Here is a 20736-nt window from a genome sequence, read left to right on the forward strand (position 1 = left end):
CAGGCCGCGCCCTCGCGCCGAAAATGCCTGGCACGAGCGCCCCCGATCGCACTAGGCTCCAGCGCTTTGGCCCGATCCGGGACGGAGCTCACGGTGAAAGGGATGCATGTGCGTACAGGACGGTTCCGTTTGTACGCGGCCGTCGCCGGGGGAAGCTTCCGCAGATACGCCACGTACCGGGTGGCGACCGCGGCCGGAGTGTTCACCAACTCCGTCTTCGGTCTCATTCTCGCGTACACCTATCTGGCCCTGTGGGACGAGCGGCCGGGACTGGGCGGCTACGACCAGTCCCAGGCGCTCACCTACGTCTGGCTGGGCCAGGGCCTGCTGACCACGATGGCACTGATGGGCGGCGGATTCGAGAACGAGCTGATCGAGCGGATCCGCACCGGGGACATCGCCGTCGACCTCTACCGGCCCGCCGACCTGCAGCTCTGGTGGCTGGCGGCCGACCTCGGCCGGGGCGCCTTCCAGCTGCTGGGCCGCGGCGTACTGCCGATGGTCTTCGGCGCCCTCGTCTTCGATCTGACGCTGCCTCCGGACGCGCTGCGCTGGTCGGCGTTCCTGGTGGCCGTCGTCCTCGGCGCGGTCGTCGGCTTCGCGCTCCGCTACCTGGTGGCGCTCTCCGCGTTCTGGCTCCTCGACGGCGCGGGCACCCTTCAGGTGGCGATGCTCGCGGGCACCTTCTTCTCCGGGATGCTGCTCCCGCTGAACGTCTTCCCCGGCGCGCTCGGCGAGGTGGCCCGCGCGCTGCCCTGGTCGGCGCTCCTCCAGCTGCCCGCCGACGTGTTCCTCGGCGAGCACTCCGGCACCGGACTGCTGCGCCTCTACGCCTTCCAGCTCGGCTGGGCGGCGGCGCTGCTCACGGCCGGGCGGCTGCTGCAGGCCGCGGCGACGCGACGGGTGGTGGTCCAGGGTGGCTGAGCCGCGACGGCTGCGGCGGCTGGGGCAGGCGCGGGAGGGGCTGCGCGCCTACCGGCTGATCTCCGCCATGTGGATCCGCTCCCTCATGGCCTACCGCGTCTCCTTCGCGCTGACCGCGTTCGGCAACTTCGCGGTGACCGCCTTCGACTTCCTGGCCATCCTGCTGATGTTCTCGCAGGTGGACCGGCTCGGCGGCTACGCGCTGCCCGAGATCGCCTTCCTCTACGGCATCTCGTGCACCGCGTTCGGACTCGCCGACCTCGTCATCGGCTCCATGGACCGTCTTGGCAGACGGGTGCGCGACGGCACGCTCGACACGCTCCTGGTGCGGCCCGCCCCGGTCCTCGCGCAGGTCGCCGCCGACCGCTTCGGGCTGCACCGGGTCGGCCGCCTCACCCAGGGGGTGCTCGTCATCGGGTACGCGCTCGTGGTCCTGGACATCGGCTGGACCCCGCTGAAGGTCCTGATGGTGCCGGGGATGCTGGTGTGCGGCGCGGGCATCTTCGGGGCCGTGTTCGTGCTGGGCGGCGCCTTCCAGTTCGTGGCGCAGGACGCGGCCGAGGTGCAGAACGCGTTCACGTACGGCGGCACCACCCTGCTGCAGTACCCGCCGACCGTCTTCGCCAAGGACCTGCTGCGCGGCGTCACCTTCGTCCTGCCGCTCGCCTTCGTCAACTGGCTGCCCGCCCTTTACGTGCTCGGCCGGCCCTACCCCCTCGACCTGCCGACGTGGGTGGCGTTCGCGCCGCCGGTGGTGGCCGTCGGGTGTCTCGCCCTGGCCGGTCTCGCCTGGCGCGCCGGCCTCCGTTCGTACCGCAGCACCGGGAGCTGAACCGCCGTGGAAACAGACCTCATTGAGCTGACCGGTGTCGAGAAGGTCTTCGACGTCCGCAGGAAGACCGGCTTCCTGCGGCGCGAACGGCACCAGGTGCGGGCCGTCGACGGGATCTCCTTCACCGTGCCGCGCGGCGAGATGGTCGGCTACATCGGGCCCAACGGTGCGGGCAAGTCGACGACGATCAAGATGCTGACGGGGATTCTCACCCCCAGCGGCGGGCGCCTGCGCGTGGCGGGCATCGACCCCTCCCGCGAGCGCACCCGCCTCGCCCGGCGCATCGGTGTCGTCTTCGGCCAGCGCACCACGCTCTGGTGGGACCTGCCGCTGATCGACTCCTACCGCCTGATGCACCGGATGTACCGCGTCCCGGACAAGCGGTTCGCCGAGAACCTCGACCGGTGCGTGGAACTCCTCGAACTCGCCGACCTGTTGGACGTCCCCGTGCGCCAGCTCTCGCTCGGCCAGCGGATGCGCGGCGACATCGCGGCGGCGCTCCTGCACGACCCCGAGGTGCTGTACCTGGACGAGCCGACGATCGGCCTCGATGTGATCAGCAAGGCCAAGGTGCGGGGTTTCCTGCGGGACTTGAACGAGGAGTCCGGCACGACCGTGCTCCTGACCACGCACGACCTGACCGACATCGAGCAGCTCTGCAAGCGCGTGATGGTCATCGACCACGGGCGCCTGATGTACGACGGTCCGCTGGCCGGGCTGCACGAGGTGGGCGAGAGCGAGCGCACCCTGGTCGTCGACCTGGAGCGCGAACTCCCCGCCATCGAGGACGAGTCGGCGCGGGTGGTCAGGGTGGCGGGGCCGCGGCAGTGGCTCGCCTTCCCCGCGTCCCAGTCGGCCGCTCCGCTCGTCGCGCGGATCGCGGCCCGTTACCCGCTGGCCGATCTCTCGGTCAGGGAACCGGACATCGAGGCGGTCATCGCCAAGATGTACGCACAGAGGCCGACCTCGTAGGCTGCCGGCATGAGTGACGAACTTCCTGATCTGCGGGCCTCGGACAGCGACCGCGAGCAGGTCGCCGAGCAGCTCCGCGACGCGCTGGCCGAGGGGCGCCTGGACATGTCGGAGTTCGAGGAGCGCCTCGACGCGACGTACAAGGCACGCACGTACGGAGAGCTTGCGCCCCTCACCCGCGACCTCCCGTCGCACGGCGCCAAGGTGTCCATGGTGAAGCGGCCGGTGAGTGACGACCCGGCCGCCATCGACTGGAGCGAGCGGATGGTGAGCGGCGAGCCGTCCTCCACCCTCGGCTTCGCCTTCTGGAGCGGGTTCAACCGCAAGGGCGGCTGGGTGGTCGGCCGGCGGTTCAACGGGTTCGCGATGTGGGGCGGCGGCGAGATCGACCTGCGCGAGGCGCGGTTCACCGAGCGCGACGTCGAGATCCGCTGCTTCACCATCATGGGCGGCATGCAGGTCACCGTGCCGCCGGACATGACCGTCCTGGTCAAGGGCTTCGGCATCATGGGCGGCTTCGACGACAAGGCGACGGGCGAGGGCACGCCCGGCTCGCCCCGCGTGGTCGTCAAGGGTTTCGCCCTGATGGGCGGCGTCGGGGTGGAGCGCAAGATCCGCAGGATGGAGCGGCTGCGCCTGAAGGAGGAGCGGCGCCGGGAGGGGCTTGAACGCCGCGATCAGCGGGACTGAGCCGTGCGTCCGCGCCGGGGGAGGGGCGCGGACGCGGGTGGCGCGGGCGGCCGGGGGTCAGAGCGCGGCCGCCGCCGTGCCCCTCAGGTGCGCGAGGTTGAACGTCTGCGCCATCCGGCGGTAGCCCGCGTCGGACGGGTGCAGGTGGTCGCCCGAGTCGTACTGCCCGCGCAGCTTGCGGGGGTCGTACGGGTCCTGGAGGGCGCGGTCGAAGTCCACGAACTCGTCGAAGACGCTGCCCGAGCGGATCTGCGCGTTCACCGCCTGGCGGACGTTCTCCAGGGCGGGCTCGTAGCCCCGGTGGCCGCCGAACGGCATCAGCGTCGCGCCGACGACGCGCAGGCCGCGGGTGTGTGCCTGGCGGGTCAGCTCGCGCAGGCCCTCGATGATGCGGTCGGGGTTGTTCTGGTGCGGGTTGCGCAGGATGTCGTTGACGCCGAGGGCTATCACGACGGCCTTGACGCCGGTGCGGTCGAGGACGTCGCGGTCGAAGCGGGAGAGGCCGCTCGGGTTGACCGCGGGGTTGCCGCGGCCGTCGGAGAGGATGCGGTTGCCGCTGATGCCCTGGTTCACCACGCCGTAGTGGGGCGCGCCCGACTCGTCGCGCAGCCGGTCGGCGAGGACGTCGGTCCAGCGGCGGTTGGCGCCCATCGTGGACGAGATGCCGTCGGTGATGGAGTCGCCGAAGACGACGACGGTGCCCTCGGTCTCGTTGCTGAGCACGTCCACCGCGGTGAGGTAGCGCCAGTACGGGCTCTGCTCGGTGTACGCGTCGCCCAGCTGGTCCTCGGTGCGGTCACCTTCGGCGACGTAGCTGATCTGGCGTGCGTGCGGGTGGTAGGTCACCGGGCCCGAGGGGGTCGGGGAGTACGTGGTGACCAGCAGGTCCGAGTCGTGCGGGACGCGCAGCCGGGCGGCGTCGCTCATCACCTGCTGCCCCGGCGGGATCACCACCGAGGTGTTGCCGCCGAAGGTGAGCCTGCGCAGCGTGCCGGCCGCGGCGGCGGGGTTGTTCGTCGCGGAGGCCAGGGCGATCGAGGCGTGCGTGACGCTCAGCGGCGTACGCCCGTACAGGTTGGAGAGGGTGATGCGGGCGCTGGTGCCGCCGACGCTGGTGTGCACGACGTTGCGCAGGGAGCGGCCGGCGAACCCCTTCTGCTCCGTGCCCGGTTCGGCCCCCGCGGGGGAGGCGGACCAGGAGCCGACCCAGCTGCCGGAGGAGGCGGGATCGGCGGAGTTACGAGGGTTGCGCGCACCGGCGCTGATGGTGTCCTGCGAGCCGTCGTCGGTCGCGACGCCGACGTATATGGCGGCGGAAATCACCACGATGACCGCGATGACCGCGGCGAGAAGGGCATAACCGTGTCGCTTGGTCATGCGGGCTCTTTCTCCTCGGGCAGGGGGAGCCCCGAGGCTCCGGTGTGATCACCCCATGATGCGGCATGGGCCGTGAGGCGGCCGACACTGCCCCCCTCCGTCCTGTGAGACGCCGGGAACTTGTCGTCCGTTCCAGGAGTCGGTCAGGAAGGGGCGTATGCCACACGGCACGGGGACAATCGGGACACGAGACGTGGCACGGCGAGGAAACCATGCGGACGAGGACGAAGCGAACGGGCCAGGTGGAGTGAGTGGAACGCACAAACGCGGAGGAAGCGTCCGAATCGGCCAAGCGGGGTGACACGAGGGGCGCCGAGCGGGGTGACATGCGGGGCGCCCAGAGGGGTGAAGGGGAGCATGCCCGCGAAGCCCGCCCCTCAAGCGGCTCCTTTGCGGGAGTGAGCGGTGCCCCGGCCGGAGCAGGGCCGGGCGGCTTCACCTACAGCCCCGCCGACGAGGAGAAGCGGCGCGGCGTCCGCCGGATGAAGATCACGGCGACGGGACTGCTCGTCCTCGTCGCCGTCGTCTACGTACTGGCGAAGTGGGCGCAGCACTCCGGCGCGGGCCCCTGGGCGGGGTACGTCGCGGCGGCCGCCGAGGCGGGCATGGTCGGCGCGCTCGCCGACTGGTTCGCGGTCACGGCGCTCTTCCGTCACCCCCTCGGCCTGCCCATCCCGCACACCGCGATCATCCCGAACAAGAAGGACCAGCTGGGCGCGTCCCTCGGCGACTTCGTGGGGGAGAACTTCCTCTCCGCCGACGTCGTGCGGGGCCGCCTGCACGCCGTCGGCATCGGCAAGCGCCTCGGCACCTGGCTCGCCGAGCCCGCGCACGCCGACCGGGTGACCGCCGAACTCGCCACGGCGCTGCGCGGCGCCCTCACCGTGCTGCGCGACTCCGATGTGCAGGCCGTCGTCGGCGAGGCCATCACGCGCCGCGCCGACGCCCAGGAGATCGCCCCCGGCATGGGCAAGATGCTGGAGAAGGTCGTCGCGGACGGCGGCCACAAGCGGGTCGTCGACCTGGTCTGCGTCCGCGCCCACGACTGGCTCGTCGAGCACGCCGACTCCGTGATGGACGCGGTGCAGGGCGGCGCCCCCGGCTGGACCCCGCGCTTCGTCGACAAGCGGGTGGGCGAGCGTGTCTACAAGGAACTGCTCCGCTTCGTCACCGAGATGCGGGACATGCCCGGGCACCCCGCGCGCGGCGCCGTCGACCGCTTCCTCGCCGACTTCGCCGCGGACCTGCAGTCCGATACGGACACGCGCGAACGCGTGGAACGGCTGAAGCGGGAGGTGCTCGGGCGCGACGAGGTCCAGGACCTCATCGCCTCCGCCTGGTCGGCCGTACGCGCCATGATCGTGGCCGCCGCCGAGGACGAGCGCAGCGAACTGCGCCTGCGCGTGCGGGCCTCGCTCCTCTCGCTCGGCAGCCGGATGGCGAAGGACGGCCGGCTGCAGCGGAAGGTCGACGGGTGGGTGGAGGGCGCGGCGGTGTACGTCGTGACGACGTACCGCGACGAGATCACCTCGCTCATCACGGACACGGTCGCGGGCTGGGACGCGGAGCACACCTCGAAGAAGATCGAGGCGCACATCGGCCGTGACCTGCAGTTCATTCGGATCAACGGCACGGTGGTGGGCTCGTTGGCGGGGCTTGCGATCTATGCGGTGTCGCGGCTGCTGGGGGCGTAGGGCGGGGCGTACGGAACCTGGCGGGGCACGGGGAGGGGGCGCACGGAACCCGGCGGCGCGCCGCCCGTATGACGGCTGTACGGCCCTCCCCACCGCGCGTGAGACCGCGTTTGCCGGGCACTCTGGAGGAGCCCCCGGGAAGAGCCACGGGGCGCCCGGGAGGTGCCATGACCGCAGCCCACGACACGTCGACCGTCACCACGGCCGTGCCCGCCCGGCTCGACCGGCTGCCCTGGTCCCGCTGGCACTGGATGATCGTCATCGGCCTCGGCACCGTCTGGATCCTGGACGGTCTTGAGGTCACCACCGTCGGCAACATCGCGAGCCGCCTCTCCGAGGAGGGCAGCGGCCTGGCCATCTCCTCGGCCCAGGTCACCGGCATCGCGGCCGCCCTCTACGTGGCGGGGGCCTGCGCCGGAGCGCTCTTCTTCGGATGGCTCACCGACAAGTACGGCCGGAAAAAGCTGTTCATGGTCACCCTCGTGGTGTACCTCTCCGCCACCGCCCTGACGGCGCTCTCCTTCGACGCCTGGTGGTTCTTCCTCTTCCGCTTCCTGACCGGCTTCGGCATCGGCGGGGAGTACGCGGCCATCAACTCGGCGATCGACGAACTGATCCCGTCCAAGTACCGCGGCCGCGTCGATCTGATCATCAACGGCAGCTACTGGCTCGGCGCGATCGGCGGCTCGCTGCTCTCGGTCCTCATGCTCAACACCGGCATCTTCCCCAAGGACATCGGCTGGCGGCTCACCTTCGCCCTCGGCGTCATCCTCGGCCTGGTGATCCTGCTCGTGCGCCGGCACGTCCCGGAGAGCCCGCGCTGGCAGTTCATCCACGGCCGCGGTGAGGAGGCGGACGCCCTCGTCACGTCGGTGGAGCGGGAGATCGAGGAGGAGAAGGGCGAACGCCTGCCGCGCCCCGACCGCGAGATCACCATCCACCAGCGCAGGAGCATCGGCTTCGGCCTCATCGCCAGGACGGTCTTCCGCGACTACCCCAAGCGCGCGGTCCTCGGCCTGTCCCTCTTCATCGGCCAGGCGTTCCTCTACAACGCGATCACGTTCGGCTTCGGCGCGATCCTGACGACGTTCTTCGACGTCCCCTCCGGCAGTACGGGTTACTACTTCGCCGTCATCGCGGCGGGCAACTTCCTGGGCCCGCTCTTCCTCGGCAAGCTCTTCGACACGGTCGGCCGCCGCATCATGATCTCCTCGACGTACCTCCTCTCCGGCCTCCTCCTCTTCGCCACGGCCTGGCTCTTCGACCGCGGCTCGCTCAGCGCCATGACACTCACGGCCTGCTGGTGCGTGGTCCTGTTCTTCGCGTCGGCGGGCGCGAGCAGCGCGTACCTCACGGTCTCCGAGATCTTCCCGATGGAGACCCGCGCCATGGCGATCGCCTTCTTCTACGCGGTCGGCACGGCGGCGGGCGGCATCAGCGGCCCGCTCATGTTCGCCAAGCTGACCGAGTCGGGCGTGGTCGGGGACACGGTGCTGGCCTTCCAGGTCGGCGCGGGCCTGATGTGCGCGGCGGGCCTGGTGGCGGCGGTGTTCGCGGTCAAGGCGGAGCAGCGCTCGCTGGAGGACATCGCGACGCCGCTGTCGTCGGCGGCGTCGACGGCGGCGACGAAGTGAGGGGCCGCTAGGTTCTGCCCATGGCCATGAGTTCCGGGACACACAGGGTGGCGGTGCTCGTACGGGACGGCGTACTGCCGATGGAACTGGGCCTGGTGCACCAGCTGTTCGGCGGCGCGCGGGGCCCGGCGGGGGAGCGGCTGTACGAGGTGCGGACGTGCGCGGTGACGGGCCCGGGCATGATCCGCACCGACGCGGACTTCCCGATCGGCGCACCGCACGGCCCCGAGGCGCTGACGTGGGCGGACACGGTGATGATCCCCGCCTCGCACGAGGAGGACGAGTCGCTGACCCCGGACGCCCTGCCGGCGCACCTGGCACGGGCACTGGAAGCCGCCGCCGGGGCGCGGCTGGCATCGATCTGCACGGGAGCGTTCGTCCTGGCGGCGGCGGGCCTGCTCGACGGCCGCAGAGCGACGACGCACTGGCTGTCGACGGACCTGTTCGCCCGCACGTTCCCTTCCGTGACCGTCGACCCCGACGTCCTGTACGTCGACGAGGGCCGCATCCTGACCTCGGCGGGGGAGGCGGCGGGAGTGGACCTGTGCCTGCACCTGATCCGCCGGGACCACGGCGCGGCGGTGGCGGCGGACGTGGCACGCCGCACGGTGGTGCCGCCGCACCGGGAGGGCGGGCAGGCCCAGTACATCCAACGCCCGGTGGCGAAGGAGAAGGCGACGTCGACGGGCAGGGCGAGGGCCTGGGCTCTGGCGAACCTGCACGAGCCCCTGACCCTGCGGGAGATGGCCGACCGGGCGTCGATGAGCGTCCGCACCTTCAGCCGCCGCTTCCGCGAGGAGACGGCCCTGACGCCGATGCAGTGGCTGACACAGCGCAGGGTGGACCGGGCGCGAGAACTCCTCGAATCCACGGACCACACGGTGGACCGGGTGGCGACGGAGGCGGGCTTCGGCACGGCGGCGTCGCTGAGGCAGCACTTCGTGGCGGGGGTGGGGGTGTCGCCGGGGGCGTACAGGGCGACGTTCAGAGGCACACCGACCAGCTAGAGAACCCCCGCACTCTCCGCCGCGCGCCCTACCCCCTCCCGAGACCCTCAAGAGAGCCCCACGAGCGGGATTCACTCACATCAGGCGCGACGATCGGCCAAGGCCCAAGAGGCCGCGGCCACGCCCCCAGCCACGGCGAACACCGCGGGCCAGGCCCCGACCTTCTTGGCGAGCGGATGCGACCCGGCGAACCCGGCGACGTACGCGGCGGTGAGCGCGGCGGCCGTCTTGGCACCGGCGGCCTCCCGCCACTGCCGAGCGGCCACGGTCCCGGCCGCGGCGAGCACGGCTCCGCCGAGGGGACGCTTCTTGGTGGCCCGCGCGGTGGCGTAGCCCCCGACCAGCCCGCTCGCGGCCACGACTGCCGTGGGAATCCTCACCATGATCGATCCGCCTCTCGCTGATACATCCAGGTTGTCTATGTTGCCCATGTTGCCCATGTTGCTATGGGGTGAGGCTAACGCGCAGCAACGAGGCGTCGGCCGGCACCCTCAGAGCTTCGGCTCGACGGGGCCGGGCTGCTCGGCGGCCCACTCGGCGAGAACCCCGACCGCGGCGGCCCGGACCTCCCCCTCGACGGGCACCTCGTCCAACAGCTGCCGCTCCCCGTTGGGCAGCGCGAGCTCCCGGTAGAACTGCAGGTCCGGGTGCCCGTTGCGGGCGGCGTCGTGCCGGTCGGCGGCATAGACGAGGCGGCTGATCCCTGCCCAGTAGCAGGCGGTGAGACACATCGGACAGGGCTCACAGCTGGAGTAAAGGGTGCCGCCCTCAATGAGGAAGTTCCCGAGCCGCCGCCCCGCGTCCCGCAGCGCCACGACCTCGGCATGCGCGGTCGGATCACACGACTCGACGACGGAGTTGCTCCCCGACCCCACGACTTCCCCATCCATGACGACGACGGCACCGAAGGGCTTCTTGCTGCCGGGGTCGAGGGCGTGGCGGGAGAGGGCGATGGCTTGGTCGAGGAACGTGCGGTCCTGGTCGTGTTCGGGGGCGTAAGGCAAGGGGTTCTCCTCCTCGTACGTCGCGGCGTGCCGCCCATGGGTACAGGGTTTACGGCTGAGCCGGTCTCACACATGACCGTGCTTCACGGAGGCGGAGAACCGCGTCACCGCCACGTACCGACCTTCAGAGCCGGTCGGCGGCGTCCGCGACGAACCGGGCCCACGCTGTGGAAGAGACCAGAAGGAGAGGCCCGTCGGCTCGCTTGGAGTCGCGTATGAGGACACCGCGAGGCAGGAAAGCAGCCTCCACACACTCGGTGGTGTTGCCCCCGCTGTACGAGGACTTGAACCACGAGATGGCTGAGGGGGAGGGAGGCACAACAGGCATTACAGCTCCTTGCGGACGCGTTGAATCATGGAGGAGGAGGCTTCCATGTCCAACGCTTGTGCGCGGAGGTAGTCGAACGCAAGCCGGTATCGGTTCAGTTCCTCGTCCTTCTCAAGGAAGAGCGAACCGGTGTGGAGGTCGACGTACACGACGTCCAGCGCTGGTTCCGTGCCACCGATAATCACGAAGCTGCCGAGGGCAGCGGAGTGGGCCCCCTTGGAGAACGGCAGAATTTGCAGCGTGATGCCGGGTGACTCGTTCGCTTCGAGGAGCCGGCCGAGTTGTTCCTTCATGTCAGCCGGGGAGCCCACGACGCGACGGATGACGGACTCGTCGAGAATCGCCCACAGCCGAGGGGGAGTCGGCCGGGTGAGAACCTCCTGCCGCTTCATGCGGATGTCCACGAGGCGTTCGATCTCGGCCGGGGCGAGGCGCACTTCGTTGGCTTGCTGGACCGCGGTGCTGTAAGCCCGCGTCTGCAGCAGTCCAGGGACGTAGACGCAGGAGAAGTGGTCTTCACGTACGGCCTCGTCTTCCAGCGTGAGCAAGAGGTTCATGCTCTCGGGAATCGAGTCGGTGAACGAACTCCACCATCCTTGCTGCTTGGCGTCTTTGGCGAGGGCCACAACGGCGCGGCGCTCGGCCTCGGTTGCCGCGTACTCACGGCAGAGAGCATCAACCACGAGCCACTTGACCGGACCGGCTTGCGTTTCGTACCTGCTCACCGTCGCCTTGGACACCCCGACGAGGGTGCCGGCTTCCTCAAGAGTCATGCCCTTGCGGGCGCGCAGCTTCCGCATCATGGCGCCTAGCTGGCGTCGGCGAGTGGTGTTCCGTACTGACATGCGGCTCCTCCCCAGCGGCCGGGCGCCCGGCCTGAGGTCGCGCTCAGGCTATGTGTCCAACTGGTTGGCCCTCCAGCAGGTTCACTCGAAGGATTCGCGTGAGAAGTTACATAGCGAGAGTTCTCTGTGCCATCCTCGCCAATAGTTCACTACGCGGTGTAGCCGTACGGATACGGCGGGCGCAGCTCTGCGTGGTCTGGGAGGAGGGAGCCTCCATGTCCATTCATGACGAGGGGGAACGGCGGCTGCGCTGTGTCCTGCCATTCGAGGCGGCGCCGGCGGAACTTCAGCTGCTGCGCAAGTCGGTGAGACGCCACCTGAAGCTATGGGGTGCGCTGGACGTCAATGACGAAGTGGAGCTGGTCACGACCGAGTTGGCGACCAATGTCATCAAGCATGTTGGCGAAGGGACGGCAGCGACGCTGGTCCTTGAACCACGCGGCGATCGTCTGCGCGTGGAGGTCCACGACAAGAGCCGCATCGCGCCGGCTCTAAGCGCTGTGTGCGGGGAAGCGGAGTGCGGGCGTGGCCTTCACTTGCTGGCGTCCCTGAGTGAGGAGTGGGGCACGCTGCTCACTGCAACTGGAAAGGCCGTCTGGTGCGAACTCTCCCTCGAACCGGCCCGCCACTGTATGCGGGTTCGGCGAGCCGCGCAGGTACTTGACGAGTACCGACGGGTGGCCGGTGTGAATTCCGCCCTGGCGCCGTCCTTCGCGGTCCTCGAAGAGTCGGTCACCGACGTAATCGCCGATCTGCTCCACTGGCTGGTCGCGCAAGGAGGAGACCCGGGCGAGGCGCTAGAACGGGCACAGATGCACTTCGAGGCGGAGGCCGACGCAGCGGCGTAGGTGGCCCGCCGGCGAGGGCGGGGGCGGGCTACTCATCCGTGCGGATGGCCGCCAATATGGCGCGTGCGTCGTCTACTTGACCCTCATCAATCAGTGCGGCGGTGATGTTGACGGAAGCCTGGATGTCGTCACGGTTCGCGGCGGCGTTGAGCATGGCTTCCGCCCCGTCCTCCGCTCCGGCGTCTCGGTAGGCGGCTACGGCGCGAGGGAACTCTCGTGAGGCGAGGTTGTGTCCCTTCGCCCAGACGTTGAATTGCGCATCCCGATATCGGCCCGCCGCTACGTGGCCGAGGTAATCCGCGATGTCGGCGGCATGCGCGTTGTCGGCAAGGTGCCGGTCCCCCTCTTGAAGGGGGACCGGCACCTCTGTCCGTGCCGACGGGTCCGCAAGTCTGCGGCGAGCGAGCCGAATCCGCTTCATGCGGCGCTGGTTGTGGAACGTTGCGTAGGCCGGCTGCTGAGCGGGGCGAGTTGTGGTGGCCGCCATAGCGGCGTTCGCCGCTGAGGGCGCGATGCGCTGAGCGCGAGCGGCGTCACGGAGCTGGAGCAGATAGGGCAGCGTGTGCGGCAAGGCCTTCGCCGAAGTCCGCTGGGCCTCGTCTTCCAGGACCTTGTAGATCCTCTCCAGCTTCCCTGCGTCCGGCACTCGCCTGCCCGTGTTGTAACAGGACAGGCTGGACTGGCTGACGCCTGCCCGCCTGGCGATCGTTCCCTGGGTGAGGCCCACTGCGGTCAGTACAGCTCGCAGGGCCTCCAGGAACGCCTCTCTGGGTAAGGGCAGAAGAGCGTTGTCATCCTGCTGGGGAAGGACCCCCGCGGATCTCGTCGCCATATATGGGCCAGCCTCTCCGTATGGCGCGGTCGCCTGAGTGGACCTTCCATACTGCTGGAGCAACTGGCCTCATGAGTAGGCGCTACGGCTATTGCGGACGTGCAATTTATGGCGCCAGTGCAATTCCCGGTTGGCACTGGATTTCGCACCCTTGCCTGAGCAAGGCTCCTGGTGTCGCGGACCGGCGGGTCTCCCCGCCGTTCGCGGCCCAAGTAGACCCAGCACAAGGATGAGGGGTACGAGGTGGACATGCCGTCATGGACTGACCCGAAGCTCGGCACCATGAAGCGCGCTGCCCTGTGGTTGGTGGACGTGGTGGGCGAAGGGAACATCTTCACCAAGGAAGCAGTGAAGGAAGCCTTCCCGGGGGTCAGCCAGGCTGATCGCCGAGTACGTGACCTGAGGGACCACGGCTGGCAGATCAACACCAACCGTGAGGACGCCTCCCTCGGCCAGCACGAGCAGCGCTTCGTGAAGCAGGGTGAGCCGGTGTGGCAGCCGGGCAAGGGCACGCGCCCCGGCACTTCGATCACTCAGACCCGACGGCGCGAAGTGCTCAGGCGGGACGGGCACTTCTGTCGGTCGTGCGGTATCACGCCGGGGGAGGTCTATGCCGGCACTCATGAATCCGCCCAGATCGATATCGCTCGCCGAGTTGTGCGACAGCCGAATGGCGCTGAGAAGACGGAGCTCGTAGCCGAGTGCAACCGCTGCAGGGTGGGAGGGCGTGGCGCCGTGGTGGATCTGGGCGAGATGCTGAAGCGCGCCGAGGGCCTGAGCGGCTTGGAACGCAGGGTGCTCTCGGGCTGGATGGACCAGGACCGGCGCGAGTTCAGCGCGGCGGAGGCGTTCTGGGCCGACTACCGGACGCTTCCCGAGGAGTCGAGGGTGAAGATCCGCGAAGCCCTGAAGCCGGCGGGTGAGTAGGCGCCACCAACCCTTGATAGTCCGGAGGCTACGCCTCCCTCCCTCGGGTGGGAGGCGGCCCCCACGTAGCAGTACTAAATCTGATGCTCTTGAGGAGATTACTAGTGGACAAGGAATTCGGCCGACCGCCGCTGGCGGAAGAGAACAAGGCGCGAGTCGAAGAACGACTGAAGGAAATCGCCGGCGGGAACGTCGTCCGGGAGACGCTCACCATCGAGTGGCGTACACAACCGCTCTCCGTCGAGGTCATTGACATGCCGGTGGAGACGCTCTACTACAACCCGGGAACACACCGTATCCGCGCCCAGCGGGATCACAAGCCTGAGCGCGACGAACTGCTTAAGCAGGAGCCCTGGGCGCCGGACAGCCAGGACTACCTGCACTACCTGCTGCAGATGCTGCCGGCCGACCCCTCGAAGAAGGACCCTGACTTCGACGTCCTGATGGAGAGTCTCCGCTCTTACCGTCAGAACGAGCCCGGTCTCATCACGCGGGACGGCATTCTGGTCAACGGCAACACCCGGCGTGCGGCCCTCAAGGAACTGGGCATCACGAACATCCGGGTGGGTGTGCTGCCGGAGTCATGTACTTGGGATGACATCAACGCTGTAGAGCTGTCGCTCCAGCTCCGGCCGGACCAGCGTCGTGAGTACTCGTACATCAACCGGCTGCTGGCCATGGAGGAGCAACAGCTTCTGGGCCGGCCACTGGCCGATGTGGCGCGGGAGTTCCGTATCCGTGCCAACACCTGCGAGCAGGACCTGTGGATTCTCTCCTGCCTTCGCGACCTGATCGAGCGGTCAGGCGACGGAGGTGCTCAGCTTCGGCTGCTGGACTTCGAGCAGCACCAGGAGAAGCTCCGTGAGTTGCACCGGCGGTACGCCAAGGAGTCGACGGCGAGCAAGGACAACGCGGAGGTCCTGAAAGAGACGCGACTCACGGCCATTGTCCTTGGGTTCTCCAAGACGGACGTACGGCTGATCGAGCCCGACTTCAGGGACCGGTACCTGGACAAGCGGTTGCCGGACGCGCTGAAGACGGAGCCCGAGGCTCCGGCGGCGGTGGCCATTCCAGGGCTTAACCGGACCATGAAGCCGTCCGCGCCGAAGGTCGCTCAGGCCAAGGCTCTGACGGACACCATTCTGAAAGCGAAGGCAGTGGTGACCGCAGAGGACGGCCTCCTCACCGAACGCAGTAAGTCCGCGACAGCGACGTTCGCCGCCGCGCACAAGGCGGTTGAGGACGCTTTGGAGCCGGCAGGCAAGGACGCTCGGGTGCGCAAGCGTAAGCAGGCAGCACAGGACCGCATCACCGATGCCTGCCAGGACATCGAGCAGTGCATTACCGACCTCACGCTAGCCAAGGCTTCCGGAAGTCTCGACGAGGAGGCATTTGATGAGGCGGTGCTGACGCTCCGCGAGACCCTGACGAAGCTGGCTGTGGCGACCCAGCGCAGTATCAAGGCGCCAGGTGACGGCGTCTCCTGGCTTCGCGAATCGGTCAGGCAGGAGGGCATGTGACCGCCGTCGCCGAACCGTCTCTGCGGATTTCCTCTGACGTCACGCGGACGCGCGCTGTCCTGCGAGCGGCTCCGGGGCGTGAAGGAGACTTCGCGAAGCTGGCGGCACGTTTCCCCGCAGGCGGACAGCGCACGCTGCTGTCCGTGGAGGTCGACCTGGATGACTTTCTCACTGGGCTTGATGCGCTGGCTATTTGGCCATCTGCGGACGTTGAGTGGGAAGGGGAGCTGGCAACCCTCGTCGGTGGCGTACTCGACGACGCTGAGCGTGCCGAGCAATGGCTGGAGGACTCCGGATCGGCCGCCGCCGTATCACCGGACACAGTCCTGGAGCGGCTCGGTCCAGAGTGGCGCGCGGACCTGACTGACTTCCAGCGACGAGACATCGCTCGTCTTCTGTCTTTGCAGCACGGGGCGAACTTCTCCGTACCGGGGGCCGGCAAGACGCGTGTCGGTCTGGCGGTATTCGCCGCGATGCGGGAACAGGGGAGCGTGCGCAGGCTGCTCGTCGTGAGCCCTAAGTCCGCGTACGAGTCGTGGGATTACGAGAGCGAGGTGTGCTTCAGAGAGCCGCTCACCGCGCGGGTTATGGAGCGCACACCCAGCCCGGGTACGGATGTCCTGATCGTCAACTACGAGCGCCTCGATCGGTCACTCGCCGCACTCGCGACCTGGCTGCGTGGCGCACCCTCGATGCTCATCCTCGATGAGGCCCACCGCATGAAGCTCGGGGCGCGCGGCATCTACGGAAGTGCCTGCATGGCACTAGGGCCGTTGGCCCGTCGGCGCCTCATCCTGACCGGAACGCCGGCTCCCAACGGCGCTCGCGACCTGGAGAATCTCCTGTCCTTCGTCTGGCCTGGTCACGGCCGCCGGGTTGTGACCAATGCCGTGGCCGGCGGTGATCTCGCCCATGCCAGTACGGTGCTGCGCCCGCTCTTCACCCGGACCACCAAGAACGAACTGGGCCTCCCCCCCTTCGAGACACGCATCCGTTACGTCGAGCTCCCGCCGCTGCACCGCGAGGTGTACGACGCGCTTGTCGGCCGCTACACCGCTCGCGCTGAGGCCGGGCGGGAGGACTTCGACGCCCTGGGCAAGGCGATGCTGCGCCTGCTCATGGCGGGTACGAGCCCGGCCCTGCTGATGGAGGGAGAGAGCCGGTACGCACCGCTTGACTACCGGGTCCCGCCCTTGGAGGTGCCACGGACGGATTCCCTGTACTCACTGCTCAAACAGCTGCCTCAATACGAACTCTCTCCGAAATACAAGGAAGCGCTGAGCATCGTCGCCGAGAACGCGGCCATGGGGCGGAAGACCCTGGTGTGGACGACCTTCGTGCGCAGTCTGACCACCATGGAGCGACTCTTCTCCGCCTACCAACCAGCCGTGGTGCATGGAGGCACACCTGATCGCCAGGAGCAGCTCAGGCGGTTCAGAGAAGACCCTGACTGCCATGTGCTTCTCTCCAATCCCGCGACCCTGGGAGAGGGCATCAGCCTCCACCAGGTCTGTCACGACGCCGTCTATGTGGACCGTGACTTCATGGCAGGCAGGTTTCTCCAGAGCCTTGACCGCATTCATCGGCTGGGGCTCGAACCTGATACCGAGACGCGGGTCACGGTTCTCGCCGCAGAAGAGACGATCGACGAAGTGGTAGCTCTCCGGTTGGAGGACAAGCTTCAGTTCATGGGGCAGATCCTCGATGATCCGTCGGTGCAGCAGCTCGCGGACTTGCAGGAAGAACCGTCACTTGCCGCGGGGATGGACATGGCCGATGTCCGTGCGCTGCTTCGTCACCTTGATTCTCATGGTGACCGGTAAGGGGCTGCCTGGTGTTGCCTCCGGCTGCACTGTCCGCATGATCGAAGGCCTCTATCACCGTACGGCCGACTGCTTGCGCCACCGGTGGTGGAAACGCATTACCCACTTGCCGGTAAGTGGACGTCTTGCAGCCCTCGAACTTCCACTCTGGGGGAAAGCCCTGCAATAGAGCCATCTGCGCAACGGTCAGTCTCACCGGAAGCACGTCGCCTGGGCCGGGTGGCATGTCAGCCACACTTGAGCCGTTGACTCCGATTTCTGCCCAGGCCTGCCGTGCTCGTGTGGGTCCAAGATCTGGGCCGCCGTGTTTCCGCGAGCCGCCGCATAGCGTGGGGGCGACCTTCTGGGCCTGTTGAGCCCAGGGATCGGCCAGTTCCCATCCGCGGGACGCCATTGACTCGCGAAGAACATTCCCTACGAGTGCGGCCTCGACGGGAGCGGAGGTGGTCTCATCCGGCCATCGGAAGTGCTCGAAGACGTGGTGCTCAAGGGCTACGAGGACGGCGCGCGGCCGGAGCTGGGGGACCCCGAAGTCCCGCGCGTACAGAAGTCTCCACTCCGCGGTGTACCCAAGGGCCGAGAGAGCTTGGATAATTTTGAACCGATAGGCGGAGAACTTGCTCTGAAGGAGTCCTTTCACATTTTCGATGAGGACGGCTCGCGGCCTGACCGTCGAGGCCAGCGATAAGACGTACGGGAAGAGGTCGCGCTCGTCATCGGAACCCAGCTGCTGGCCGGCGAGTGAGAAGGGCGGACACGGTACTCCCGCTGCGAGGAGGTCATGACGTCGCACGTCGGTGAAGGAATCCGCATTCAGCGTCCGGAGATCTGCCTGAAGAACATTCCAGTCTGGCCGGTTGCCGCGGAGAGTGCGGCATGCGTCAGGGTCCAATTCCACCAGTATTTCGTGCTGGAACCCGGCCCTCTCCAGGCCGAGCGCTTGCCCTCCCGCACCTGCGCAGAGTTCGAGGCATGAGCGACGGGGGGTGACCTTGGTCGATAGCTGTGTCACGAGGGGTGCCCTTCGGGGCTGTTGTTCCGACGAGTGTCCCGAGCAGCTTGCCGCCACTTGCCGCGGCAAGTGGCGGCAAGCTAAGGTTTCGACGCGAACGAAGGACTATGCGAACCGGTGTTCTGACGTGTGGAGGGGTTGTCATGGGAAGCAGGCCCGACTGGCGAGATGAGGCGCTCGGCACCCGCGTGAGGGTGGCTCTGTGGCTGAGGGATGAAGTCGGCGAAGGGCGGACCTTCAAGAAGCAGGCCCTGCGGGCCGCCATCCCAGGCTCTGAGCAGGTGGACCGCCGCATGAGAGACCTGCGGCCGGCGGGCTGGGATATCAAGACCTACCGCGACAAGCCCAGCTTGCAGGCCGATGAGCTGTACCTGGAGAAGATCGGCCACCCGGTCTGGGAGAGGGAGCACCGCGCTGCGGGGTTGAGGCAGATCAGCGCGAAGACTCGGCGGTTCGTCTTCGAGCGCGATGGCCATATGTGCCGTCGCTGTGGTGTGGCCGCGGGTGAGGAGTACGCGGGTGAGCGTGGCTCCCACGCTCGATTGACGCTGGGGCACGTGAACCCGCACAAGTCCGGCAGTGGGGCGAACTCCGAAGACTTGATCACCGAGTGCGCTCGCTGCAACGAGACGGTGAAGCACCTGACTGGTGCGCAGATGACACGTGAGCAGGTGTGGGACAGGATCAAGGAACTGCCGGTGCGGTTCAAGAAGGACTTGTTGGTATGGATGGCTGCCGACGCGCGGCCACTGAGCGGCGCTGAACGCGCGTGGGGGATGTACCGGCAGCTGCCAGCGGAGTTGCGGGATGAGGTCAGGCGGGACCTCGAAGCTCTGCTCAAGAGCTGACGCATACCGGGAGAGCTGCGACGCGGGCGAGTTCCGGTGCTGTGGATGCGACACTAGCGTGTCGTAGCTACACCACCGGGAGGGTTGGATGAGTTCCAGCTACCAGCCGCTGACCTCGATTGAGATCTGCGCGGGAGCTGGAGGCCAGGCAGTTGGCCTCCATGGGGCGGGGTTCCGTCACCGTGCACTCGTCGAGATCGACAAGTTTGCGGCCGAGACGCTCAAGCTCAACGTGGTGGAGCGCAAGGTCTGGGGAGAGGAAGAGGCTGCTCAGTGCGAAATCCTTCCCATGGACGTCAAGGACTTCAAGCCGACAGTAAAAGATCTCGATCTACTCGCCGGCGGGGTCCCTTGCCCCCCTTTCTCTGTCGCCGGGAAGCAACTCGGTCAGGATGACGAGCGTGATCTCTTCCCGGAGATGCTGAGACTGGTAGGAGAACTGACTCCTCGCGCGGTAATGATCGAAAATGTTGCCGGTCTCGTTAAACCTTTCGATAAGTTCTTCCGTTATCGAGAAGATATCAAGCGCGAGCTTCGCGACATGGAATATGTTGTGTGTGGGTGGCGTCTCCTGGAGGCCGCCGACTACGGCGTTCCTCAGCTTCGGCCTCGTGCGATTCTGGTGGCGATCCGAAAGGACTGTTACCGCGGATTTGACTGGCCGAAGCCGACAGATGAGCTTAAGACAGTGGCGCAGGCGTTGAGGGACACGATGGAGCGCCGTTTCACCGATGCCGGCAGGCCTGACGGTTTTGAGAAGTGGCTCAAGGAGGCTTCTGAAGCCGGAACGGTGGCCCCCACCCTTGTGGGCGGCTCCAAGAAGCATGGTGGCGCTGACCTCGGGCCGACCCGAGCGAAGAATGCCTGGCGGGCCCTCGGGGTGAACGGGATGGGTGTCGCTAACGACGAGAAGGAACCCAACCTCGAAAGGGACTTGGGCAACAAGGACTTGGCGATCGATGTGCCGGAGGAGAAGCGCGTCGGCCCCATGCTCACTGTCGAACAGGCGGCGATTATTCAGGGATTCCCTACGGACTGGGTTTTCGCTGGGCGCAAGACCGCCCAATACCGGCAGGTGGGCAATGCGTTCCCTCCGCCCGTCGCCAAGGCTGTCGGGTTGGCCATCAAGGACGCGCTGGAGCGCACGGGGGATCTGATGGAACCTCCTGTGGGAGACCGTGAGCTGGACGGCACTACTAGCGCTTCAGTCCGGGACACCCTCATCTGATGTGCGGTTCCGCCGCTCCGAGACCAGCCGTGTAATCTCAGCTGCCGACTCTTCGGCGGACGTGTGTTCCCAGAAGCGCAGAACAAGCCAGCCAGCTTCTGTTAGCTGCTGGTCGGTGTCCCGGTCCCGTTCCATATTCCGTTTGACCTTGTCCGACCAGTAGCCTGGATTGGTCTTTGGCGACACATAGTGTTCGGGGCATCCGTGCCAATAGCAACCGTCGATGAATACGGCGACCTTTGCTGGCCGAAAGACCATGTCTGCGGTTCGGCGAAGGCCGGGCAGCGGGCGTGTCGAGACTCGATAACGTAGGCCGTTGGCATGGACGAGCCGCCTGATCAGTCGTTCAGGTTTGGTGTCCCGGCTCCGGATCGCCTGCATGTTGCGTCGC

Annotated in this window: 20 protein-coding genes and 1 pseudogene; 13 read left to right on the top strand and 8 right to left on the bottom strand. The window is 67.6% G+C overall.

Going from position 1 to position 20736, the window contains the following annotated elements; all coding sequences use genetic code 11:
• Nucleotides 1-102: 102 nt before the first annotated feature.
• Genes ACFVYL_RS06290 through ACFVYL_RS06305 form a run of 4 tightly spaced genes read left to right on the top strand, consistent with a single transcriptional unit; the run spans nucleotide 103 to nucleotide 3418 of the window.
• Nucleotides 103-924 (top strand): ABC transporter permease, encoded by an 822-nt coding sequence (locus ACFVYL_RS06290; protein WP_389713246.1) that lies wholly within the window; start codon nucleotides 103-105, stop codon nucleotides 922-924.
• Complete coding sequence (locus tag ACFVYL_RS06295) at nucleotides 917-1756, top strand: ABC transporter permease (RefSeq protein ID WP_389713247.1); 840 nt, start codon at nucleotides 917-919, stop codon at nucleotides 1754-1756. The genes ACFVYL_RS06290 and ACFVYL_RS06295 overlap by 8 nt, the downstream gene beginning before the upstream one ends.
• A gap of 6 nt (nucleotides 1757-1762) precedes the next feature.
• Nucleotides 1763-2728 (top strand): ATP-binding cassette domain-containing protein, encoded by a 966-nt coding sequence (locus ACFVYL_RS06300; protein WP_389713248.1) that lies wholly within the window; start codon nucleotides 1763-1765, stop codon nucleotides 2726-2728.
• 9 nt (nucleotides 2729-2737) lie between these two features.
• Entirely contained in the window at nucleotides 2738-3418 is a 681-nt protein-coding gene (locus ACFVYL_RS06305; protein WP_389713249.1) for a DUF1707 domain-containing protein, read from the top strand.
• 57 nt (nucleotides 3419-3475) lie between these two features.
• On the opposite strand, the gene ACFVYL_RS06310 is transcribed toward ACFVYL_RS06305, so the two are convergent.
• On the bottom strand, nucleotides 3476-4795 hold the full coding sequence (locus tag ACFVYL_RS06310; protein WP_389713250.1) for an SGNH/GDSL hydrolase family protein: 1320 nt from the start codon (nucleotides 4793-4795) through the stop codon (nucleotides 3476-3478).
• A gap of 326 nt (nucleotides 4796-5121) precedes the next feature.
• On the opposite strand from ACFVYL_RS06310, the gene ACFVYL_RS06315 reads away from it, so the two are divergent.
• The 3 genes from ACFVYL_RS06315 (at nucleotide 5122) to ACFVYL_RS06325 (ending at nucleotide 9130) form a co-directional block, all read left to right on the top strand.
• Nucleotides 5122-6489: a DUF445 domain-containing protein gene (locus ACFVYL_RS06315; RefSeq protein ID WP_389713501.1), complete on the top strand. Its 1368-nt coding sequence runs from the start codon at nucleotides 5122-5124 to the stop codon at nucleotides 6487-6489.
• 167 nt (nucleotides 6490-6656) lie between these two features.
• On the top strand, nucleotides 6657-8123 hold the full coding sequence (locus ACFVYL_RS06320) for an MFS transporter (protein WP_389713251.1): 1467 nt from the start codon (nucleotides 6657-6659) through the stop codon (nucleotides 8121-8123).
• 20 nt (nucleotides 8124-8143) lie between these two features.
• Complete coding sequence (locus tag ACFVYL_RS06325; RefSeq protein WP_389713252.1) at nucleotides 8144-9130, top strand: GlxA family transcriptional regulator; 987 nt, start codon at nucleotides 8144-8146, stop codon at nucleotides 9128-9130.
• Between the two features lie 80 nt (nucleotides 9131-9210).
• Here ACFVYL_RS06325 and ACFVYL_RS06330 read toward each other — a convergent pair whose 3' ends face one another.
• The 4 genes from ACFVYL_RS06330 to ACFVYL_RS06345 all read right to left on the bottom strand — a co-directional run bounded on the left by ACFVYL_RS06330 (nucleotide 9211) and on the right by ACFVYL_RS06345 (nucleotide 11307).
• Nucleotides 9211-9513: a hypothetical protein gene (locus tag ACFVYL_RS06330; RefSeq protein ID WP_384253772.1), complete on the bottom strand. Its 303-nt coding sequence runs from the start codon at nucleotides 9511-9513 to the stop codon at nucleotides 9211-9213.
• Nucleotides 9514-9621: 108 nt separating this feature from the next.
• A complete protein-coding gene (locus tag ACFVYL_RS06335) occupies nucleotides 9622-10134 on the bottom strand; it encodes a nucleoside deaminase (RefSeq protein WP_389713253.1) in 513 nt (170 codons plus the stop codon).
• 124 nt (nucleotides 10135-10258) lie between these two features.
• Nucleotides 10259-10462, bottom strand: coding sequence for a DUF397 domain-containing protein (locus tag ACFVYL_RS06340; RefSeq protein ID WP_389713254.1), 204 nt, complete (start codon nucleotides 10460-10462; stop codon nucleotides 10259-10261).
• The gene (locus ACFVYL_RS06345) at nucleotides 10462-11307 is read right to left on the bottom strand and encodes a helix-turn-helix domain-containing protein (RefSeq protein ID WP_384253778.1); all 846 of its coding nucleotides are present in this window, start codon (nucleotides 11305-11307) and stop codon (nucleotides 10462-10464) included. Before ACFVYL_RS06345 ends, ACFVYL_RS06340 begins: the two co-directional genes overlap by 1 nt.
• A gap of 215 nt (nucleotides 11308-11522) precedes the next feature.
• On the opposite strand from ACFVYL_RS06345, the gene ACFVYL_RS06350 reads away from it, so the two are divergent.
• A complete protein-coding gene (locus ACFVYL_RS06350; RefSeq protein ID WP_389713255.1) occupies nucleotides 11523-12155 on the top strand; it encodes an ATP-binding protein in 633 nt (210 codons plus the stop codon).
• 28 nt (nucleotides 12156-12183) lie between these two features.
• Here the strand turns inward: ACFVYL_RS06350 and ACFVYL_RS06355 are convergent, their stop codons facing one another.
• Nucleotides 12184-12987: a helix-turn-helix domain-containing protein gene (locus ACFVYL_RS06355; RefSeq protein ID WP_389713257.1), complete on the bottom strand. Its 804-nt coding sequence runs from the start codon at nucleotides 12985-12987 to the stop codon at nucleotides 12184-12186.
• A 243-nt stretch (nucleotides 12988-13230) separates the two neighbouring features.
• Between ACFVYL_RS06355 and ACFVYL_RS06360 the strand changes: the two genes are divergently transcribed.
• From ACFVYL_RS06360 to ACFVYL_RS06370, 3 genes are all read left to right on the top strand, one after another.
• The gene (locus ACFVYL_RS06360; RefSeq protein ID WP_389713259.1) at nucleotides 13231-13914 is read left to right on the top strand and encodes a hypothetical protein; all 684 of its coding nucleotides are present in this window, start codon (nucleotides 13231-13233) and stop codon (nucleotides 13912-13914) included.
• Between the two features lie 104 nt (nucleotides 13915-14018).
• A complete protein-coding gene (locus ACFVYL_RS06365; protein WP_389713260.1) occupies nucleotides 14019-15434 on the top strand; it encodes a transcriptional regulator in 1416 nt (471 codons plus the stop codon).
• The gene (locus ACFVYL_RS06370; RefSeq protein ID WP_389713262.1) at nucleotides 15431-17257 is read left to right on the top strand and encodes a DEAD/DEAH box helicase; all 1827 of its coding nucleotides are present in this window, start codon (nucleotides 15431-15433) and stop codon (nucleotides 17255-17257) included. Before ACFVYL_RS06365 ends, ACFVYL_RS06370 begins: the two co-directional genes overlap by 4 nt.
• 112 nt (nucleotides 17258-17369) lie before the next feature.
• Here the strand turns inward: ACFVYL_RS06370 and ACFVYL_RS06375 are convergent.
• Nucleotides 17370-18326: pseudogene (locus tag ACFVYL_RS06375) on the bottom strand (DNA cytosine methyltransferase); the annotation flags it as partial.
• Nucleotides 18327-18412: 86 nt separating this feature from the next.
• On the opposite strand from ACFVYL_RS06375, the gene ACFVYL_RS06380 reads away from it, so the two are divergent.
• Both ACFVYL_RS06380 and ACFVYL_RS06385 read left to right on the top strand, forming a co-directional pair.
• Entirely contained in the window at nucleotides 18413-19117 is a 705-nt protein-coding gene (locus ACFVYL_RS06380; protein ID WP_384253793.1) for an HNH endonuclease, read from the top strand.
• 88 nt (nucleotides 19118-19205) lie between these two features.
• Nucleotides 19206-20345: a DNA cytosine methyltransferase gene (locus tag ACFVYL_RS06385; RefSeq protein WP_384253797.1), complete on the top strand. Its 1140-nt coding sequence runs from the start codon at nucleotides 19206-19208 to the stop codon at nucleotides 20343-20345.
• Here the strand turns inward: ACFVYL_RS06385 and ACFVYL_RS06390 are convergent.
• Complete coding sequence (locus tag ACFVYL_RS06390) at nucleotides 20322-20726, bottom strand: very short patch repair endonuclease (protein WP_384253799.1); 405 nt, start codon at nucleotides 20724-20726, stop codon at nucleotides 20322-20324. The genes ACFVYL_RS06385 and ACFVYL_RS06390 overlap by 24 nt on opposite strands.
• Nucleotides 20727-20736: the final 10 nt, after the last annotated feature.

It is taken from the genome of Streptomyces sp. NPDC058308 (assembly GCF_042880275.1).
In the GTDB taxonomy this organism is placed as follows: domain Bacteria; phylum Actinomycetota; class Actinomycetes; order Streptomycetales; family Streptomycetaceae; genus Streptomyces.

Bases quoted from the DNA above. Each gene is read 5' to 3' on its own strand.
- ACFVYL_RS06290 (WP_389713246.1), top strand. From the start codon at position 103: ATGCATGTGCGTACAGGACGGTTCCGTTTGTACGCGGCCGTCGCCGGG.
- ACFVYL_RS06305 (WP_389713249.1), top strand. From the start codon at position 2,738: ATGAGTGACGAACTTCCTGATCTGCGGGCCTCGGACAGCGACCGCGAG.
- ACFVYL_RS06310 (WP_389713250.1), bottom strand. From the start codon at position 4,795: ATGACCAAGCGACACGGTTATGCCCTTCTCGCCGCGGTCATCGCGGTC.
- ACFVYL_RS06315 (WP_389713501.1), top strand. From the start codon at position 5,122: ATGCGGGGCGCCCAGAGGGGTGAAGGGGAGCATGCCCGCGAAGCCCGC.
- ACFVYL_RS06320 (WP_389713251.1), top strand. From the start codon at position 6,657: ATGACCGCAGCCCACGACACGTCGACCGTCACCACGGCCGTGCCCGCC.
- ACFVYL_RS06325 (WP_389713252.1), top strand. From the start codon at position 8,144: ATGGCCATGAGTTCCGGGACACACAGGGTGGCGGTGCTCGTACGGGAC.
- ACFVYL_RS06330 (WP_384253772.1), bottom strand. From the start codon at position 9,513: ATGGTGAGGATTCCCACGGCAGTCGTGGCCGCGAGCGGGCTGGTCGGG.
- ACFVYL_RS06340 (WP_389713254.1), bottom strand. From the start codon at position 10,462: ATGCCTGTTGTGCCTCCCTCCCCCTCAGCCATCTCGTGGTTCAAGTCC.
- ACFVYL_RS06345 (WP_384253778.1), bottom strand. From the start codon at position 11,307: ATGTCAGTACGGAACACCACTCGCCGACGCCAGCTAGGCGCCATGATG.
- ACFVYL_RS06350 (WP_389713255.1), top strand. From the start codon at position 11,523: ATGTCCATTCATGACGAGGGGGAACGGCGGCTGCGCTGTGTCCTGCCA.
- ACFVYL_RS06355 (WP_389713257.1), bottom strand. From the start codon at position 12,987: ATGGCGACGAGATCCGCGGGGGTCCTTCCCCAGCAGGATGACAACGCT.
- ACFVYL_RS06380 (WP_384253793.1), top strand. From the start codon at position 18,413: ATGGGAAGCAGGCCCGACTGGCGAGATGAGGCGCTCGGCACCCGCGTG.
- ACFVYL_RS06385 (WP_384253797.1), top strand. From the start codon at position 19,206: ATGAGTTCCAGCTACCAGCCGCTGACCTCGATTGAGATCTGCGCGGGA.
- ACFVYL_RS06390 (WP_384253799.1), bottom strand. From the start codon at position 20,726: ATGCAGGCGATCCGGAGCCGGGACACCAAACCTGAACGACTGATCAGG.